Source organism: Streptomyces sp. P17 (assembly GCF_032436805.1).
Classification (GTDB): Bacteria; Actinomycetota; Actinomycetes; order Streptomycetales; family Streptomycetaceae; genus Streptomyces.
In genome coordinates this window covers 34,598-53,224 of the sequence record NZ_JAVRBF010000010.1, presented here as the reverse complement: position 1 = coordinate 53,224, position 18,627 = coordinate 34,598, and the positions used below count along the sequence as shown (strand labels likewise).

Here is an 18,627-nt window from a genome sequence, read left to right as displayed (position 1 = left end):
GACGAATAAGGCACCTGCCCGATCCCCGCCCCACGTCCTTGGACCCACGATGTCCAGGCATGACGAGGACATGGCCGCTTCTGCGCGTACTGCGTGACCGCTCCGCCGGGCTCTCTCTCGCCGGAGTCGTGATCTCCGGCTTCGGGACCTCCGCGCTGTGGCTGGTGTCCGGCGTATGGGTGAAGGACCTCACCGGCTCGGACCGGCTCGCCGCGCTGTGCGTGCTCGCCCTGTGGGCGCCCACCCTGGCGGGCCCCCTGCTCGGCACCCTCGCCGACCGTGTCCGCCGCGCACCCCTGCTGATCGCCACGAACCTGTTGCTCGCCGTCCTCCTGATCAGCCTCGTCGCGGTGGACTCCCGCGACGGCCTGTGGCTGCTCTTCACCGTCCTCTTCGTCTACGGCGCCGCGGGCGTCGTCCACGACGCGGCGGAGTCCGCCCTCGCCGCCGTCGCCGTGCCGGGTCCCCTGCTCGGCGACTTCAACGGGCTGCGCATGACGGCCGGCGAGGGCATGAAGATCCTGGCCCCTCCGGCCGGTGCGGCCCTCTACACGGTGTACGGCGGTGCGAGCGTCGCCCTGCTCGACGCGGCCACCTTCGTCGCCGCCGCCTGTCTGTACGCCTGTCTGCGGGTCAAGGAACCGAGGCCCGGACCCCCCACCGGCGACTGGCGTGCGCGGACCGCTGAAGGCGCCCGTCATGTGTGGTCGCACCCCGGCATGCGGCGGCTCGTCATGGCCGGCGGCACCACCATGCTGTGCGCCGGTGTCAATGGAGCCCTGATCTACCCGGTCGTCGAACACCTCGGCCACTCCCCCGCGTACGCCGGTGTGCTCTACGCCGCCCAGGGCGCCGGCTCGGTGGTCGTGGGCCTGCTCTCCGGCCCCGCCCTGCGCCGCCTCGGCGCCCCTCGCTTCGCCGCGTACGGCATCGCCCTGTTCGGGGTCTCCGTGGCGCTGCGCGCCGTCCCCTCCGACCCCGTGGCCCTGGCGTGCAGCGCGGCGATCGGCGCGGGACTGCCCGCCGTACTGATCGCCGCGCTGACCCACGTCCAGCACGGGACACCGGGCCCGCTGCTGGGCCGGGTCACCGCCACCGCCAACACGCTGGTGTTCGCTCCGAACGTGATCGGCCTCGCAGCGGGCGCCGCACTCGTCGAACCGGTCGATCACCGCGTGCTGTTGGCTGTGATCGGCCTCGCAGCGGGCGCCGCACTCGTCGAACCGGTCGATCACCGCGTGCTGTTGGCTGTCATCGGGCTCGCGCCGCTCGCGACGGCCGCGCCCCTGCTTCAGCCTCCGCCCAGCGCGGACCGCACCGACTCCAGGTCACCGTCGGACGCCAACCCGGCGTGATACAGCCGCAGTTCCGTGGCCCCGAACTCACGCGCGCGTGCCGCGTCCGCCGCCAGTGTGTCCGGGCGTCCCCCCATCCCGGAGACCACGGTGAAGTTGGCGGCGAGCACCCCGCGCCCCTGCTCCGCGAACGGCGTCAGCAATCCGGGGCCGCCCGTACAGGGCACGACCACACCATCGGCGCCCGACAGTATGTGGGCGGGATCCACACCGGCGTTCGCCCCGCAGTGGTACTCCACCGGGTCGGCATGCAGCAGCACCTGGAAGCCGTCCGGCGCCGCGGCACGGACGGCGGCGACGGCCGCCTCCTGGAGCGTACGGGCGGTGGCGTCGCGCCACGCGCGCGTGGCGGCCGCGTTGGCCTCCCCGAGCAGCTTCTCGACGTCCGCCCACCCCTCGCCGGCGGCCGCACCCTGCCACAGCGGCTCCAGCGCGGCCCGCACGACCGCCGCCAGCTCGTCTGCGTCCAGGCCCTGTTCGCCGTACCCCTGTCGGCAGACCGGGCAGAAGCAGAGGGACATGAGGTACTGCCCGGCCTCCCCGAGGCCGACCCCGCCGGTCTTGTCGTGGGCGTGCAGATGGGCGAGTCCGTACCAGCCGAGGGACTCCAGCTCTGTGCCGCGCGCTCCGGGACGCACCGCCGCCTCGGCGGCCAGGTCGATCAGGTACGCGCGGGTGGCGGGCTGGGCGATGCACGGGGCCCATGGGTAGCGGTCGCCGTAGGCGTTGACGACGGAGGTGCCGGGGTGTTCGGCGCCGAGGCGGGAGTTGTGGGCGAGGACGACCCAGGTGTGCACATCAAGGCCCGCCTCGGCGAGCGCGGTCGCCGCCTCGCCGTAGGCGTCCCCGGGCGCCCAGTCACCGGCCGCGTAGGGGCGCAGCTCCCTGCCCTCCCAGCGCGCGTCCGTCGGGTACAGCACGGCCGCGTGTTCGGCCGTGACGATGCGGTGGCGCGGGTGGCGGGGGGTCAACGCGCGCGTGGAGTGGTAGGCGGCGGCGAGCGTCACCTGCCGCACCCCGAGGGCGGCGATCCGCCCGGCCGCCTCCGGGTCCCCGACGACGTCCCAGGGGTAGACGAATGCCGACGCCTTCACTTGCCGTCCTCCTCCAGCAGCGCGTACCCGCGCTCGATCAGCAGCGCGAGGTGCTTGACATGATCCTCGCTCGGTTCGTGCAGCGGCGTCCGGACCTCCCCGACGTCCAGGCCGCGCAGGCGGACGCCCGCTTTGACGAGGGCGACGGCGTAACCGCGGCCCTGGGCGCGCAGTTCGACGAACGGCCGGTAGAAGCCGTCCAGGAGGCGGCGCGCGGTGGCGAGGTCGCCGGTGTGCAGGGCCCGGTGGAAGGTGAGGGCGATCTCGGGGGCGAAGCAGAACACGGCCGACGAGTAGAGCGTGATGCCGATGGCGCGGTACGCGAGCTGGGTCAGCTCGGCGGTGGGCAGTCCGTTGAAGTAGAGGAAGTCGCCGGGGACTTCGGTGCGTACGGCGCTGACGATCCGCTGCATGAGATCCAGGTCGCCGAGGCCGTCCTTGAACCCGATGATCCCGTCCGTGCGGGCGAGGTCGACGACCGTCTGCGGGGTGAACACGGCGTTGTCGCGCTGGTAGACGATCACGGGCAGCGCGGTGGCCGCGGCGACCTCCCGGTAGTGCCGCAGCAGTCCCTCCTGCGCGGCCTGCACGAGATACGGCGGCATGGCGAGCAGCCCGTCGGCGCCGGCCGCCTCGGCGAGCCGCGCGTACCGCACGGCGAGCGCGGTGCCGTATCCGGCGCCCGCGACGACCGGCACCCGGCCCGCCGTCTCCGCCACGGCCACCCGGACGCACTCCTGGTACTCCTCGGCCGTCAGCGCGTGGAACTCCCCGGTGCCGCAGCAGGCGAAGACCGCGGCGGCACCGGCCTCCACTCCCCGGCGCACATGCTCGCGGTAGACGTCGAGGTCGACGGCGCCGTCGGAGGCGTAGGCGGTGACGGGGAAGAACAGCGGCCCGCTGGGGATGCCGAGTCGAGCGGCGAGGTCGGCTGGCGTCACAGGCTCTCCCTAGAACGGGTGCGGTCACGAAGGTGTGCAGGTTTCTGATCGAAGTTTATGTTTATGAACACGCACTCCGCCACCCTTGACGAGCCGGGTCGGTGATCCATAGCTTGTCCACGAATGTGAATACCGTGCAGTCATACGGCCGTCTACTCAAGGAGACCCGAGGATGCCAGCGCCCCGCACCGTTCTGCTCACCGGCGCAGCCGGCGGCCTCGGCACCCTGATGCGGGACCTGCTGCCCGAGTACGGCTACGATCTGCGCCTGCTCGATCTGCGCCCCATCGAGGGCGAGCCGGACGCGATCGTCGCGGACCTCGCCGACAAAGAGGCGCTGCGCGCGGCCGTCCGGGGCGTCGACGCGATCATCCACCTCGCGGGCATCTCCCTGGAAGCCCCGTTCGAGAAGATCCTCAAGGCGAACATCGAGGGCACCTACAACCTGTACGAGGCCGCACGCGAAGAGGGCGTCGCGCGCATCGTCTTCGCCTCGTCCAATCACGCGGTCGGCTTCACCCCGCGCCCCCAGGGCGACGACCCCCTGATCCCGATCGACACCCCGCGCCGCCCGGACACCTTCTACGGCCTGTCCAAGTCCTTCGGCGAGGATCTCGCCCAGTTCTACTGGGACAAGTACGGCCTGGAGACCGTCTCGGTCCGTATCGGCTCCTGCTTCCCGGAGCCCACCAGCGTCCGCATGCTGTCGGTCTGGATGAGCCCGGCCGACGGCGCCCGCCTCTTCCACGCGGCCCTGACCGCCGAGGAGGTCGGCCACAAGGTCGTCTACGGCTCCTCCGCCAACACCCGCCTGTGGTGGGACCTCACCACGGCCCGCTCCCTCGGCTACGCCCCCCAGGACGACTCCGAGCCCTACGCCGAGAAGCTGATCGCGGAGCAGGGCGACCTGGACCCCGCCAACGAGGCCCACACCCACCTGGGCGGCCACTTCGTGAACAACCCCCCGATCTGGCCGTACTGATCCGGCCGGACACGGCGGAAAACCCGCGTTCGCGGGAGCGGGCGGGCACCGAACGGGCCCGCCCGCTCCCGCATTCGGGCATCAGCGCTGCCCGCTCTCACCCTCCCCTGCAAGCCTGCGCAGGTCCGAGGCGGTCACACACAGCCCTGAACGGGCATAAACGGGCAGCATCGGATCGGCAACAGGCCTGTTCAGCACCGCACCCCCGCTGTAGAACTTCCCCCATGGGCCCCACCGGGCCCGAACGGGCAGCTCCGGCTTGATCGGCCGCAGACGATCAAGCCACGCACCACAGCACGGAAGCGGGTGTCGACGATGACGACGGCGAAGGCAGCGAGAACCGCCGAGGAACGCCAGCGCGAGATCGTGCAGGCCGCGCGTTCCACCGGCTCGGTCGACGTCACCGCGCTCGCCGCCGAGCTGGGCGTGGCCAAGGAGACCGTGCGCCGGGACCTGCGGGTCCTGGAGGAGCACGGCCTGCTCCGCCGTACCCATGGCGGTGCCTACCCCGTGGAGAGCGCCGGCTTCGAGACGACGCTCGCCTTCCGGGCCACCAGCCATGTCCCCGAGAAGCGCCGGATCGCGGCCGCCGCTGCGGAGCTGCTCGGGGACGCCGAGACCGTCTTCGTCGACGAGGGCTTCACCCCCCAGCTCATCGCCGAGGCGCTCCCCCGGGACCGGACGCTGACCGTGGTCACCGCGTCCCTGCCGGTCGCCGGCACGCTCGCCGAGGCCGAAGGCATCTCGGTCCTGCTGCTCGGCGGCCGGGTCCGCTCCGGCACGCTGGCCACCGTCGACCACTGGACGACGAAGATGCTCGCCGGCTTCGTCATCGACCTCGCCTTCATCGGCGCCAACGGCATCTCCCGCGAACACGGCCTCACCACCCCCGACCCGGCCGTCAGCGAGGTCAAGGCCCAGGCCGTCCGGTCCGCGCGGCGCACGGTGTTCGCGGGCGTCCACACCAAGTTCGGGGCCGTCAGCTTCTGCCGCTTCGCGGAGGTCGGCGCCCTGGAGGCGATCGTCACCAGCACGCTGCTCCCCGCGGCCGAGGCCCACCGCTACTCCCTCCTCGGGCCGCAGATCATCCGCGTCTGATCCCCACCTGTCCCTCCCTTCAGGGCACCGCACACCCACAACAGTCCTCTTTATCCGCATAAATCCAGGAGCACTTCATGCGAACCCAGAGCCGACGGGCGCCACGCGGTCTCATCGCCGCGGCCGCCGTAGGGACGCTGATCACCTCGCTCGCCGCCTGCTCGGGCGCCGGCGGATCCGGATCCACCGGTGGCGACTCCATCAACGTCCTGATGGTGAACAACCCGCAGATGGTGGAGCTCCAGAAGCTCACCGCCGACAACTTCACCAAGGACACCGGCATCAAGGTGAACTTCACCGTCCTGCCGGAGAACGACGTCCGCGACAAGATCAGCCAGGACTTCGCCAACCAGGCGGGCCAGTACGACGTCGCCACCCTGAGCAACTACGAGATCCCGATCTACGCCAAGAACGGCTGGCTCCACTCCCTGGACTCCTACGTCAAGGGCGACACCGCCTTCGACCAGGACGACATCCTCCCGCCGATGACCCAGGCCCTCACCGCGGAGGACGGCAAGCTCTACGGTGAGCCCTTCTACGGCGAGTCCTCCTTCCTGATGTACCGCAAGGACGTCCTGGAGAAGGCGGGCCTGACCATGCCCGCCAAGCCCACCTGGCAGCAGGTCGCCGGCATAGCCGACAAGGTGGACGGCGCCGAGTCCGGCATGAAGGGCATCTGCCTGCGCGGCCTGCCCGGCTGGGGCGAGGTGATGGCACCGCTCACCACGGTCGTCAACACCTTCGGCGGCACCTGGTTCGACCAGAACTGGCAGGCGCAACTGGACTCCAAGGAGTTCAAGGAGGCCACCCGGTTCTATGTCGACCTGGTCCGCAAGAACGGCGAGTCCGGCGCCGCGCAGTCCGGCTACGCCGAGTGCCTGAACAACATGACCCAGGGCAAGACGGCCATGTGGTACGACGCCACAGCCGGCGCCGGCTCCCTGGAGGCGAGCGGCTCCCCGGTCAAGGGCAAGATCGGCTACGTCCCGGCGCCGGTCGAGAAGACCGACAGCTCCGGCTGGCTCTACACCTGGGCCTGGGGCATCCAGAAGTCCTCCAAGAACGCCGAGAACGCCTGGAAGTTCATCTCCTGGGCCTCCGGCAAGGACTACGAGAAGCTCGTCGGCGAGACGAACGGCTGGGCCAACGTGCCCGCGGGCAAGCGCGCCTCGACCTACGACATCCCCGAGTACCGCAAGGAAGCGGCCGCATTCGCCGACGTCACCCGGGACGCCATCGCGAACGCCAAGCCCGAGGACCCGGGCGTGCAGCCCCGGCCCGCGCCCGGCATCCAGTTCGTCGGCATCCCCGAGTTCACCGACCTGGGCACCAAGGTCTCCCAGGAGATCAGCTCCGCCATCGCGGGCCGCCAGTCCGTGGACAGCGCGCTGCAGAAGTCCCAGGAGCTCGCCGAGGCCGTGGGGAAGAAGTACGAGGGATCATGAGCGTGACCACTCCCCCCACCCGGGTCGCCGCCGCCCCCGTGCGGCCGGCGGCGACCCGGCCGCCGAACCGGATGCGCGCCTGGGCCACCCGGGCGCCCCTGCTGCCCGCGCTGGTCTTCATGATCCTCGTGACGCAGCTGCCCTTCGTGGCCACCCTGGTCATCTCGTTCTTCGACTGGAACGCGCTCTACCCGGACGACCGCCGCTTCGCCGGCTTCGCCAACTACTCGGAGGTGCTGAGCACCCCCGAGCTGCGCGAGTCGGTGGGGACGACCGTCCTGCTGACCGCGACCGTCGTGCTCGTCAGCCTGGTGCTCGGCATGGCGCTGGCGCTGCTGCTCGACCGGAAGTTCCGGGGCCGGGCCGTCGTGCGCACCATGCTCATCGCCCCCTTCCTGCTGGTGCCGGTCGCCGCCGCGCTGCTGTGGAAGCACGTCCTGTTCAACCCGGAGTACGGCCTCTTCAACGGCCTCCTGAACTGGATCGGCGGTGACGGCGCGGCCCAGCCTGACTGGATCTCCGAGATGCCGCTGATGGCGGTCGAGGCCTCGCTGATCTGGCAGTGGACGCCGTTCATGACGCTGATCCTGCTGGCCGGACTGCAGAGCCGTGACCCGCAGTTGCTGGAGGCGGCCCGCATGGACGGCGCGAGCGCCTGGCAGGAGTTCGTCCACATCACGCTGCCGCACATGCGCCGCTACATCGAACTGAGCGTGCTGCTCGGCTCGATCTACATCGTGCAGAACTTCGACGCGGTGTACACCATCACCTCCGGCGGCCTGGGCACCGCGAACCTGCCGTACACGATCTACCAGACCTTCTACCAGGCGCACGAGAACGGCCTCGCCTCGGCGGCCGGCGTCATCGTCGTGATCGGCTCGCTCATCCTCGCGACCTTCGCTCTGCGCGTGGTGTCGTCCCTGTTCCGTGCGGAGGTGTCCCGCTGATGACGACGATCACTTCCACCGCACCGCGCCGCCGGTTCCAGGGAGCAGCACTGGGCATGGCAGCCTGGCTGGCCGGCATCGTGTTCGTGCTGCCGATCCTCTGGATGGTCCTGACCTCCTTCCACTCCGAGGCGGACGCGGCGACCAACCCGCCCTCCGTCGCCGCCTCGCTCACCCTGGACAGCTACCGCGCGTTCTTCGGCGTGGACGGCGGCGCCAGCCCCTGGCCCGCGCTGATCAACTCGATGACGGCCTCGGTCGTCTCGACACTGCTGACCCTGGTCCTCGCACTGCCGGCCGCGTACGCGCTGTCCATCCGGCCGGTGAAGAAGTGGACCGACGTCATGTTCTTCTTCCTGTCCACCAAGATGCTGCCGCTGGTGGCGGGCCTGCTGCCGATCTACCTGTTCGCGAAGAACACCGGTCTGCTCGACAACATCTGGGCCCTGGTCATCCTCTACACCGCCATGAACCTGCCGATCGCGGTGTGGATGATGCAGTCCTTCCTCTCCGAGGTACCGGCCGCGATCATCGAGGCGGCGCAGATCGACGGCGCGAAACTGCCGACGATCCTGTGGCGCGTGGTCGCCCCCATCGCCCTGCCCGGCATCGCGGCGACGTCCCTGATCTGCTTCATCTTCAGCTGGAACGAGCTGCTGTTCGCGAGGGTGTTGACGGGTGTGGTCGCCGAAACGGCCCCCATCTTCCTGACCGGCTTCATCACCAGCCAGGGCCTGTTCCTGGCGAAGGTGTGCGCCGCCTCGCTCGTCATCTCCCTGCCGGTGCTCGCCGCGGGGTTCGCCGCCCAGGACAAGCTGGTCCAGGGCCTGTCGTTGGGAGCCGTGAAATGAAGGCCGCCGTCATCGAGTCCGTGGGCAAGGCCGTCGTCGCCGAGGTCCCGGACCCGACGCCAGGACCGCGCGATGTCGTGGTCGAGGTCGCGGCGTGCGGCCTGTGCGGAACGGATCTGCACATCCTGCAAGGGGAGTTCGCCCCACAGCTGCCGATCGTGCCCGGGCACGAGTTCGCGGGCGAGGTGGTGGGTGTCGGCACCCAGGTCACGGAGCTGTCGGTGGGCGACCGGGTGGCGGTCGACCCGTCGTTGTACTGCTACGAGTGCCGGTACTGCCGTACGGGCCACAACAACATGTGCGAACGCTGGGCCGCGATCGGCGTCACGACGGCGGGAGGCGCGGCGCGCTACGCCGTGGCCCCCGTGGCGAACTGCGTGCAGTTGCCGGAGCACATCCGCACCCAGGACGCGGCCCTGATCGAGCCCCTGTCGTGCGCGGTACGAGGCTACGACGTGCTGAACTCCCGCCTCGGCGCCCATGTCCTGATCTACGGCTCGGGAACGATGGGCCTGATGATGCTGGAGCTGGCGAAGCGGACGGGGGCGGCGCGCGTGGACGTGGTCGACGTGAACCCGGCCCGTCTGGAGACGGCACGGCGACTGGGTGTCTCCTCGTCCGCGGCCAACGCGGACGAGCTGGAACGCCCGCAGGGCTGGGACGTGGTGGTCGACGCGACCGGCAACGCGGCGGCGATCCAGGACGGCCTGGAGAGGGTGGCGAAGGCGGGCACGTTCCTCCAGTTCGGAGTGGCCGACTACGCGACCCGCGTCACGATCGACCCGTACCGCATCTACAACCAGGAGATCACCATCACCGGCTCCATGGCGGTCCTCCACAGCTTCGAACGAGCGGCGGAACTCTTCGCCAACGGCGTCCTGGACCCCGAGATCTTCATCAGCGACCGCATCCCGCTGGACCGGTACCCGGAGGCACTGGACCAGTTCGCGGCGGGGGTGGGCCGAAAGACAGTGGTGGTCCCGTAGCGGCATCCAGCCCGTCCGGCGTTTGAGGACGAGGCCCGTTCAGGGCCGACAAGGGGGTCCAAGGGCGGCAGCCCCTGGGACGGGACGGGACGGGTAGGGGCGGGACGGGTAGGGGCGGGACGGGACGGGTAGGGGCGGCGGGGGCGGAAAACCCTTCGGCCCCGCCGCCCGGCCGGTCGTACGATCCCGCCCATGCCCAAACCCCAAGGCTTCGCCTACGCCGCCCACCCCGACGGCACCGTCCGCATCACCCACGCGGGCCACCCCGCCACCACCCTCCGCGGCACACGAGCGCAACATCCTCGAAGAGGTCGAAGCCACCGACCCCCAGCTCGTCATGGCCCGCTGGACCGGTAACTACAAGCGCGGCAACGAGCGAACCGTCCGCAACCACCCCCCGCAACCGCCCTTGACCCGATCAGTCCCCTGGTAAGGGAACGGTAAAGCGACCTCGGTCGTTCAATGGGGCATGACAGCTATGACCCCCGGCTCGAACATCCCACTCCCCGTCGCCCGCGTGACGGTGGACGTCACCGCCCCGGTGCGGCTAGACGTATCGGGCCTGCTGCTCACCGCCGACGGCAAGGTGCGCTCCGACGACGACTTCATCTTCTACAACCAGCCCACCGGCCCGGGCGTGACCTACCGCTCGGGCGGCGGCACCGCCCCCGACGCGATCACGGTCGACACCACCGCCGTCCCCCCGGGCATCGAGAAGGTCGTCGTCACCGCCAGCCCGGACGCCCCCGGCCAGACCTTCCAGGGCATCGAACCGACGGCGACCATCCGCAGCGCCGACGACAACAACGTCCTGGCCACCTTCACACCCCCACAGCTCGGCACCGAGACCGCGCTCGTCATCGTGGAGATCTACCTCCGCAACGGCGCCTGGAAGGCCCGAGCGGTGGGCCAGGGCTACTCCAACGGCCTCGCCGGCATCGCCACCGACTTCGGCGTGACCGTCGAGGAACCGGCGCCGACCCCCGTGACCCCGCCCCAGCCCACCATGCAGCCGCCGGTCACCCCGCCCGCCCCGCCGATGTCCACTCCCCCGGCGCCGGCGGCACCCCCCGCCCCGCCCGCGCCCCCGGCCCCCGGTGCCGGGAAGATCAACCTCGACAAGGGCCGCGTCAGCCTTCAGAAGAACCAGACCGTCTCGCTCATCAAGGGCGGCCGCCCCCTGCTCTCCCAGGTCAAGATGGGCCTCGGTTGGGAGCCGGCGTACCGCGGCAAGGACATCGACCTGGACGCCTCGGTCATCGCCTACGGCCCGCAGCGCAACCACATCGACAGCTGCTACTTCGGCAAGCTCCAGATCGTGAACGGCGCGATCAAGCACTCCGGCGACAACCTCACCGGCGAGGGCGGAGGCGACGACGAGGTGATCACCGTCGACCTCGGCCGGCTCCCCCAGGACGTCACCGGCCTGGTCTTCACCGTGAACTCCTTCTCCGGCCAGAAGTTCACCGAGATCGCCAAGGCCTACTGCCGTCTCCTCGACGGCACCACCGGCGAGGAACTCGTCCGCTTCGACCTGACCTCCGCCGAACCGCAGACCGGCGTGATGATGGCCAAGCTGATCAAGCAGTTCTCCGGTGAGTGGGAGATGACAGCCATGGGCGACTTCGTCAAGTCGCGTACCGTCCGCGGCATGGTCAAGCCCGCGGCCCAGGCACTGTAAGCGGCCCCGACAGCTCCGGGACGCCCCCGACCCAGGGGGCGCCCGGCGCCGGGAACCCGTCTAAAACAGCGCGCTGTACGCGTTCAGCGCCGGCTGCCCGCCCAGATGCGCGTACAGCACGGTCGACTCCCGCCCGATCTCGCCCCGAGTCACCATGTCGACAAGCCCGGCCATCGCCTTCCCCTCGTACACGGGATCCGTGACCATCCCTCGGTCCGCGCCGCCAGCCGCATCGCAGCCAGCGTCGTCTCGTCAGGTATCCCGTACGTCCCCGCGTGGTACCGATCGTCCAACTCGACGTCCGCCTCGGTCAGTTCACTCCGTACGCCGATCAGCCGCCCGGTGCCCTGCGCGATCCGCGCGATCTGCTCCCGGGTCCGAGCCGGAGCCGCCGACGCGTCCACGCCGATCACGCGCCGCGTCCGCCCTCCGGCCTCCTCCAACGCCCGGAACCCGGCGATCATGCCCGCCTGCGTCGACCCGGTCACCGAACAGACGATCACGGTGTCGGAGAAGACCCCCAACTCCCGCTCTTGTTCGACGACTTCATGAGCCCAGCCGACGAAGCCAAGTCCGCCGAGCGGATGGTCGCAGGCGCCGGCGGGAATGGCGTACGGCTTGCCGCCCCCCCTCCTCGACCTCCCTGAGCGCCTGCTCCAAGCTCTCCTTGAACCCGATCCCGAACCCGGCCCGCACCCACCGCACATCGGCTCCCGCGAGCCGGCTGACCAGGATGTTGACATCGGACCCGAGGTCACCTTCGGAGATGAGGGGTGCGCCGCGCGGAAAGGAGACCAACTCCCCCCGCACAGCAAGCGCCCCCCTAGGGGGTGTTTTGAAAGTCCTGTGCGGTGCCCGCGGTGTTCGGTGCGTGCCCTCGGCGTGCCGGACGAAGGCCCTCGTACTGGACGTACTTGGGTCTTTGGCCGGTGCGGCGAGGGTGCGTGCCGGGCGCCGCGGGTGCTGTGCGGGACTTTCAAAACACCCCCTAGCAGCGCTCCCCAACCCACCGAGGAAACTAGTGCCGCGACAGGCAACGTTCGCCCCGTCGCGGCACTAGAGGCGCGCACCCCAACCCCCCAAGGGGCGCGGGGCTGTATCGATTTGCGGCTCCGCCGCGGGGCGCGACCAGCCACAACGAACCCGCAGCCGCCAACGCCCCCCCCCCCACCACCAGCACCCCCCTCAGGCCTGCGACCGAGCCTTGAACGCAGCCTTCCGCGCTTCCTTCGCAATCCGCTTGTCCGGATGCAACCGCCCCATCGCCTCCAACACCTCCGCGGTAGCGGGATGATCCACCCGCCACACCGCCGCGAAGAACCCACTGTGCTGCTCGGCGAGCCCGGACACCAGAGCCCGGAGCTCCTCGGAGTTCCCTTCGGCCGCAAGCTGCGCGGCAACCGTGTCGATGGTCAGCCAGAACACCATCGCCTCTGAGGGCGCCGGTACATCCGACGCCCCCCGTTCGGTCAGCCAGACACGAGCCAGCCCACCCAGCTCGGGGTCGTCCAGAACCTCCCGCAAGGCGGGCTCCGCTTCAGCACCCACCAGCGACAAGGCCTGCTGACACCGCAGCCGCCGCAAGGGCGCCCCGGAGTCCGACCCGCGGGCCGCCGCCAGCAACTCCCGTGCCGCGGGCAGTGACTGACGGCGCGTCAGCCACTGCTCGGTCTCGGCCTGCGCGGCACCCGGCGGATAGACGGCCGTGCCGTCGAGCAGCGCATCGGCCCCCTTGTCCGCGAGATCCCCGACGGCCGGCGCCGTGAACCCGGCCTCCAACAGCCGCGCACGCAGGCCGTACAGCCCGAGCGGGGTCAGCCGCACCATGCCGTAGCGGGCGACATCCGTCTCGTTGACCGGCGCGGACGGCTCCTCCTCGGCGTCCGCCATCAGCGCCTCGTCGACCGGCTGGTACTCCACGAGCCCGGCCGGCTCCAGCATCCGGAACTGGTCGTCGAGACGCATCATCGCGTCGGACACCTGCTCCAGTACGTCGTTGGTCGGCTCCCCCATGTCGCTGGGCACGATCATCGACGCGGCGAGGGCCGGCAGCGGCACCGGGGCCTCGCCGGGCCCGTCCTCGCCGACCGTCAGCAGGTACAGGTTGCCGAGCACCCCGTCGAGGAACTCCGCCTCGGCCCCGGGGTCCCAGTCCAGCCGGGAGAGGTCGATCTCACCGGCCCCCTCTTCGAAGTTCATGGCCTCGACCAGGTCGTCGAGGTCCGGCACGCCCGCGTCCGCGAGCACCGTCTCCAGCGCCGTCTGCCACACCGCGAGCACATCGTGCGGGGAGCCGCCGGTGAGCAGTGCCAGGTCCTCGCCCGCCGTGACGGTGCCCTCCTCCTCGTCGACGATCTCGACGAGCCCGGCGTCGACGGCGACGCGCCAGGCCTCACTGGCGTAGGCGGCGGCCTCGTCGCCGGTCAGGCCGAGGAGCTCGGCGGCCGCGGGGAGCTGCTCCTCGACCAGCCCGCCGCCGGCGTCGATGCGGGTGTCGGGGCCGGCCCAGCGGGCGAGCCGGGCGGCCCGGGAGAGCAGGGGCGTGGACAGCGCGTCCCGCGCCAGCTCCGCTTCGGGACGCAGCCGCACCGGCGGGAGGGGGGAGCTGTCTGACATCGGCTGGTTCTCCTAGGACGCGTCGTACCACTCAGCCGCTCAGCCTAGACGGATTTGGCCCCATGCCGCCCGGTTCATCTACCCGTTGACCGGTGTACATGGCCGAAACCTTGACAAGTGGCCTGACCAAGCAGGAGATTACGCGCGTAGAAATTCATAGGACATCTGTTCACCGAAGTGGATATCCATTCACCGGAGCCGGACGCATGTGCACCGAATCTCTACGCGCGTCGCGCCGCCCCACCGGGCGCGGCTCCCAACCTTCCACGCACCACCCTCGTCCCGGCGCCCACGCACGTCCCCGGAGGGATCCCGTTGCCGAGCAAGTCGTCAGCGCGCCTAGCCGCGCTCACCGTCGCCGCCGTCTGTTCCGCGGCGTCCACTGTTGTCCTCACCTCTCCCGCGCACGCCGACTCGGTGCGCATCCATGACATCCAGGGCAGCACCCGCATATCCCCGTACGCCGGCAAGCAGGTCACGGACGTGACCGGCATCGTCACCGGTATCCGCACCTACGGCTCGTCCCGCGGCTTCTGGATCCAGGACCCGGACGCGGACGCCGACCCGGCCACCAGTGAGGGCGTCTTCGTCTTCACCAGCTCCACGCCCAAGGGCGTGGCCGTCGGCGACCTGGTGTCGGTCTCCGGCACGGTCTCGGAGTACGTGCCCGGCGGCACCTCCTCCGGCAACCAGGCGCTGACCGAGATCACCAGGCCGACGACCACCGTGCTCTCCAGCGGCAACGCCGTCCCGGCCGCGACCGTCATCGACGCCAAGTCGGTGCCGAGCGCCTACGCCCCGGCGGGCGACAGCGCCGCGAACAACTCGATCAACGGCCTGCCCCTCCGGCCGTCGACGTACGCCCTGGACCTGTACGAGTCCCTGGAGGGCATGAACGTCCAGGTCTCCGACACCCGGGTAGTCGGCGCCACCGACCCGTACAGCGAGCTGTGGGTCACGGTGAAGCCGTGGGAGAACCGCAACCGCCGCGGCGGCACGGTGTACGGCTCCTACGAGTCGCAGAACACCGGCCGCATCCAGATCCAGTCGCTCGGCGCGGTCGCCGACTTCCCGAAGGCGAACGTCGGTGACACCCTCACCGGCACCACCGCGGGCCCGCTGGACTACAACCAGTTCGGCGGTTACACGCTGATCGCGAACCAGCTCGGCACCCTGAAGAGCGCCGATCTGAAGCGGGAGACCACCGAGAAGCAGAAGAACGGCGAGCTGGCGGTCGCGACGTACAACGTCGAGAACCTCGACCCGTCCGACACCACGTTCGAGGAGCACGCCTCCGCGATCGTGAACAACCTCAAGTCGCCCGACATCGTCTCCCTGGAGGAGATCCAGGACAACAACGGCGCGAAGAACGACGGCACGGTCGCCGCCGACCAGACGATCCAGAAGCTGATCGACACGATCGTCGCCGCGGGCGGCCCGACGTACGACTGGCGCTCCATCGACCCGGCCGACAAGGCCGACGGCGGCGAGCCGGGCGGCAACATCCGCCAGGCGTTCCTCTTCAACCCGGAGCGGGTCTCCTTCACGGACCGCGCGGGCGGCGACGCCACCACGGCCGTGGGTGTCACCGAGGAGGACGGCAAGGCGGCGCTGACGGTCTCCCCGGGCCGTATCGACCCGGCGAACACGGCGTTCGCCAACAGCCGCAAGCCGCTGGCCGGCGAGTTCGTCTTCCGTGGCCGCACGGTCTTCGTGATCGCCAACCACTTCAACTCCAAGGGCGGCGACCAGGGTCTGACCTCGCAGTACCAGCCGGTGCCGCGCAGCTCGGAGACCCAGCGGCACCAGCAGGCGGGCCTGGTGAACGCCTTCGTCAAGGACATCCTCGACACTCAGAAGAACGCGGACGTCGTCGCGCTCGGCGACTTCAACGACTTCGAGTTCTCCGAGACCACCAAGATCCTGGAGAGGGACGGCGCCCTGTGGGCGGCGGTCAAGTCACTGCCGCGCAGCGAGCGTTACTCGTACGTCTACCAGGGCAACAGCCAGGTCCTGGATCAGATCCTGGTCAGCCCGTCGATCCGGCGCGGCTGTGACTTCGAGTACGACAGCGTGCACATGAACGCCGAGTTCAACGACCAGATCAGCGACCACGACCCGCAGGTCATGCGCTTCAAGCCGTAACTCCCCTTCGGTCAGGGCTGGTTGAACACGCCGTTCAGCCAGCCCTGCCATTCGGTCTCGCACTCCTCGATCTCCGCGCCCGGTGTGAAGTCGTGCAAGGAGATGCCGACCGGGTAACCCCAGTGGTTGCGTCCGAAGATCCGGGTGAGGCCCCGGTCGGTGCGCAGCCCGATGAAGTACGGGTTGCGGAAGTCGACCACGGCGTCGAACTCGTCGGGCCCGTGGACCCGCACCTCGGTGCCGGCGGCCACGTCCGCGCCGACACCCAGCGCCCGCCCGACGACTTCGAGGGCGTCGGCGGCCTTGGACGCCTCGGGCCCGTCGAAGGTGGCGAAGGCGGCCGGACGGGGCGCGAAGTGCGTGAGGTACTCGCGCAGGGTGTGCAGGTAGAAGTCGGTGTGCTTGGCGGCGCCGTCGTACTGGTTGTCCCAGTCGTCGACGAAGATCCCGCTGTGCACGTACCGCACCCAGGCCCGCTTGCCCTCGTCACGCGGCTCGATGGTGTAGTCGAGCTGATTACGGGTCTGCTCGGAGATGCCCTCGACGTCCTCCACGAGGACGCTGTACCGGTGCGGCGGGTCCCATGCGGTGACCGTCGACCCGGAGGGCCCCTCCCCTCCGACCCGGGGCTCCGGCGGCTCCATGGGCCACAGATAGCCGCCCGTTCCGGCGGTGACGGCCTCGAAGACCTCCTCCGGAGAGGCGTCGACCTCGAACTCGCGGGCGATCTCGAATTCCTTGGGCATGGTGAGCTCCTGAACTATTCCGACTTTTCTGGCTCGTCTTGTTTGAGGGTGGGATGGACCGCCACGACGATCCGGTGGTCCCGTCCGCCCTCGGCGTCCGGGGCGTCGTACTTGCGGATCAGGCCGGTGACGCCGACCGTCAACTCCTGGATGAACGCGGCGCGTTCGGCCGCCGAGGCGAACCGCACCTCGCCGTCCAGCGCATAGGTCGCAAGTCCCTTGCGGGCCTTGGCCGCGCCGGTGATCAGTGAGCCGACGTCCCGCACCAGACGCGCGCCGAGCGCCAGTAGCCAGCGCGCGGAGAGCTGGTCCCGGAAGCGCTCCGGGTCCGGCTGCACGGCGGCGAGGGCGAGCGGCGAGATGACGTACGACGCTGCGGTCGCCCGCATCAGCCGCTCGGTGACATTGCCCTTGCGGCGCTCCCCGGCCAGCTCGACCAGGCCGTGCCGCTCCAGCGCCTTCAGGTGGTAGTTCACCTTCTGCCGGGACAGCCCGACCTTGCCGGCCAGCATGGCGGCCGACGCGGGTCCGGCCGCCAGCTCGGCGAGCAGCCGGGCCCTTATGGGGTCCAGGGAGACGGCCGCCGCCTCGGGGTCCTCGATCACGGTCACGTCCAACATGAGTCCACGGTCTCACCGAAAACTTTTTTTGTCCAGGAGGGTAGAATTGCCGGTCCGGCTCAGGTCAGGCTGAGGTCAGGCTCAGGTCAGGGCACGAGCCCGAGCGCGTGGCGGTACCGGCTGCCGGTCAACCTTGCCTGAGGTCAAGTGTGAGGCGCATGACGGCTGTTGGGCCGTGCACGGCAAAGGGCGGCGCGGGTCCGGTCGCCCGGTCCCGCGCCGCCGTGCCGCTCACGTTCGTCTCAGCGATGTCCGCTGTGCCGCCGTCGCATCGCCTCCGCGGCGACCACCGCGCCCACCGCCGCACCGGCCAGCAGCACCGGCCGCGGGTGCCGCAGTCCGGCCTGTACGACGGTGCGGACGGGACGCGGCACGCTCTGCTCGACGACGTGACCCGCCTGGGCCGCCTTGTCGTGGACGGTGTTACCCGCGTCGGTCGCCTTGTCGTGCACGGTGTGTCCCGCCTGGGCCGCGCTGCTGCGCAGTTGTACGGTCATCGCGCCCGCCCGGTCCCTGAGGTCGGCGGCGCGGGCCATGGCCCGGCCCTTCACGTCCGTCTTGCCCGCCAGCTCCTCGACGGTGTCGCCGAGCCGGCCCCTCGTCTCCTCGATCTGCCGGCGCAGCTCCTCGGGGCCCTTGGCCCCTTCGCCCACGCCCGCTGCCTTGTCCGTCATCGGTGCGCCCTTTCCCTGATCTCCTCGACATCGGCCCTGACGCTGCCGAGGGTCTCCTCGGGCGTGGGGGGTGCGGCGCGCCTGAGCTGGGCACGACCGGTCGCGCCCAGCACGCCCGCGACGACGAACAGCACCGCCGTCACGATGAGCGCCGCCGCCCAGACGGACAGCGTCAGCGAGAGGGCGGCGACGGCGGTGCCGGCCAGGGCGAGCAGCCCGGCGTAGGCGACGGCGCCGGCCGCGCCCAGCAGCCCGCCGCCCCGGCCCGCGCGCCGGCCCTTCTCGGCGAGCTCCTCCTTGGCGAGGGCCAGCTCCTGTCGTACGAGCAGGGAGAGCTGTTCGGTCGCCTGCCCGACGAGTTCACCCACCGAATGGTGTTCGTCATGTACCGGCCTCGGGGCCGTGGTCCCGGTCACGGTGTCCGCCTCCTCTCGGTTCGGAACACC

At 70.5% G+C, this 18,627-nt stretch carries 16 protein-coding genes and 2 pseudogenes; 10 read left to right on the top strand and 8 right to left on the bottom strand.

Translation table 11 applies throughout. From position 1 onward, the window contains the following. Window positions 1-59 precede the first annotated feature (59 nt). Window positions 60-1,355: an MFS transporter gene (locus tag RMT89_RS08745; protein ID WP_315883218.1), complete on the top strand. Its 1,296-nt coding sequence runs from the start codon at window positions 60-62 to the stop codon at window positions 1,353-1,355. On the opposite strand, the gene RMT89_RS08740 is transcribed toward RMT89_RS08745, so the two are convergent. Further along, entirely contained in the window at window positions 1,292-2,449 is a 1,158-nt protein-coding gene (locus tag RMT89_RS08740) for a hypothetical protein (RefSeq protein ID WP_315883217.1), read from the bottom strand. The genes RMT89_RS08745 and RMT89_RS08740 overlap by 64 nt on opposite strands. Then, the gene (locus RMT89_RS08735; RefSeq protein ID WP_315883216.1) at window positions 2,446-3,390 is read right to left on the bottom strand and encodes a 5-dehydro-4-deoxyglucarate dehydratase; all 945 of its coding nucleotides are present in this window, start codon (window positions 3,388-3,390) and stop codon (window positions 2,446-2,448) included. Before RMT89_RS08735 ends, RMT89_RS08740 begins: the two co-directional genes overlap by 4 nt. A 172-nt stretch (window positions 3,391-3,562) precedes the next feature. On the opposite strand from RMT89_RS08735, the gene RMT89_RS08730 reads away from it, so the two are divergent. The 8 genes and pseudogenes from RMT89_RS08730 (at window position 3,563) to RMT89_RS08695 (ending at window position 11,380) form a co-directional block, all read left to right on the top strand. After that, on the top strand, window positions 3,563-4,372 hold the full coding sequence (locus tag RMT89_RS08730; protein WP_315883215.1) for an NAD(P)-dependent oxidoreductase: 810 nt from the start codon (window positions 3,563-3,565) through the stop codon (window positions 4,370-4,372). 315 nt (window positions 4,373-4,687) lie between these two features. Beyond that, a complete protein-coding gene (locus RMT89_RS08725) occupies window positions 4,688-5,470 on the top strand; it encodes a DeoR/GlpR family DNA-binding transcription regulator (protein ID WP_315883214.1) in 783 nt (260 codons plus the stop codon). A gap of 77 nt (window positions 5,471-5,547) precedes the next feature. Beyond that, on the top strand, window positions 5,548-6,915 hold the full coding sequence (locus RMT89_RS08720; protein WP_315883213.1) for a sugar ABC transporter substrate-binding protein: 1,368 nt from the start codon (window positions 5,548-5,550) through the stop codon (window positions 6,913-6,915). Beyond that, the gene (locus RMT89_RS08715) at window positions 6,912-7,862 is read left to right on the top strand and encodes a sugar ABC transporter permease (RefSeq protein ID WP_315883212.1); all 951 of its coding nucleotides are present in this window, start codon (window positions 6,912-6,914) and stop codon (window positions 7,860-7,862) included. The genes RMT89_RS08720 and RMT89_RS08715 overlap by 4 nt, the downstream gene beginning before the upstream one ends. Then, window positions 7,862-8,713: a carbohydrate ABC transporter permease gene (locus RMT89_RS08710; RefSeq protein WP_315883211.1), complete on the top strand. Its 852-nt coding sequence runs from the start codon at window positions 7,862-7,864 to the stop codon at window positions 8,711-8,713. The genes RMT89_RS08715 and RMT89_RS08710 overlap by 1 nt, the downstream gene beginning before the upstream one ends. Further along, window positions 8,710-9,699 carry a zinc-dependent alcohol dehydrogenase family protein gene (locus RMT89_RS08705; RefSeq protein WP_315883210.1) on the top strand — a complete coding sequence of 330 codons (990 nt, stop codon included), beginning with the start codon at window positions 8,710-8,712 and terminating at the stop codon, window positions 9,697-9,699. Before RMT89_RS08710 ends, RMT89_RS08705 begins: the two co-directional genes overlap by 4 nt. 192 nt (window positions 9,700-9,891) lie before the next feature. Continuing rightward, window positions 9,892-10,132: pseudogene (locus RMT89_RS08700) on the top strand (hypothetical protein). Between the two features lie 45 nt (window positions 10,133-10,177). After that, on the top strand, window positions 10,178-11,380 hold the full coding sequence (locus tag RMT89_RS08695) for a TerD family protein (RefSeq protein WP_315883314.1): 1,203 nt from the start codon (window positions 10,178-10,180) through the stop codon (window positions 11,378-11,380). Window positions 11,381-11,440: 60 nt separating this feature from the next. Here the strand turns inward: RMT89_RS08695 and RMT89_RS08690 are convergent. Both RMT89_RS08690 and RMT89_RS08685 read right to left on the bottom strand, forming a co-directional pair. Then, a pseudogene (locus tag RMT89_RS08690) lies at window positions 11,441-12,118 on the bottom strand (pyridoxal-phosphate dependent enzyme); the annotation flags it as partial. Window positions 12,119-12,565: 447 nt separating this feature from the next. After that, on the bottom strand, window positions 12,566-13,996 hold the full coding sequence (locus tag RMT89_RS08685; RefSeq protein WP_315883209.1) for a hypothetical protein: 1,431 nt from the start codon (window positions 13,994-13,996) through the stop codon (window positions 12,566-12,568). Between the two features lie 315 nt (window positions 13,997-14,311). Here RMT89_RS08685 and RMT89_RS08680 point away from each other — a divergent pair, with 315 nt between their 5' ends. Beyond that, a complete protein-coding gene (locus tag RMT89_RS08680) occupies window positions 14,312-16,141 on the top strand; it encodes an endonuclease/exonuclease/phosphatase family protein (RefSeq protein ID WP_315883208.1) in 1,830 nt (609 codons plus the stop codon). A gap of 11 nt (window positions 16,142-16,152) precedes the next feature. Here the strand turns inward: RMT89_RS08680 and RMT89_RS08675 are convergent, their stop codons facing one another. The 4 genes from RMT89_RS08675 to RMT89_RS08660 form a co-directional block, all read right to left on the bottom strand. Beyond that, window positions 16,153-16,887 carry an SRPBCC domain-containing protein gene (locus tag RMT89_RS08675; protein ID WP_315883207.1) on the bottom strand — a complete coding sequence of 245 codons (735 nt, stop codon included), beginning with the start codon at window positions 16,885-16,887 and terminating at the stop codon, window positions 16,153-16,155. A 14-nt stretch (window positions 16,888-16,901) separates the two neighbouring features. Continuing rightward, window positions 16,902-17,507: a winged helix-turn-helix domain-containing protein gene (locus RMT89_RS08670; RefSeq protein ID WP_315883206.1), complete on the bottom strand. Its 606-nt coding sequence runs from the start codon at window positions 17,505-17,507 to the stop codon at window positions 16,902-16,904. A gap of 242 nt (window positions 17,508-17,749) precedes the next feature. Continuing rightward, a complete protein-coding gene (locus tag RMT89_RS08665; RefSeq protein ID WP_315883205.1) occupies window positions 17,750-18,181 on the bottom strand; it encodes a DUF3618 domain-containing protein in 432 nt (143 codons plus the stop codon). Beyond that, window positions 18,178-18,597 carry a phage holin family protein gene (locus RMT89_RS08660; RefSeq protein WP_315883204.1) on the bottom strand — a complete coding sequence of 140 codons (420 nt, stop codon included), beginning with the start codon at window positions 18,595-18,597 and terminating at the stop codon, window positions 18,178-18,180. The genes RMT89_RS08665 and RMT89_RS08660 overlap by 4 nt, the downstream gene beginning before the upstream one ends. Window positions 18,598-18,627 lie beyond the last annotated feature (30 nt).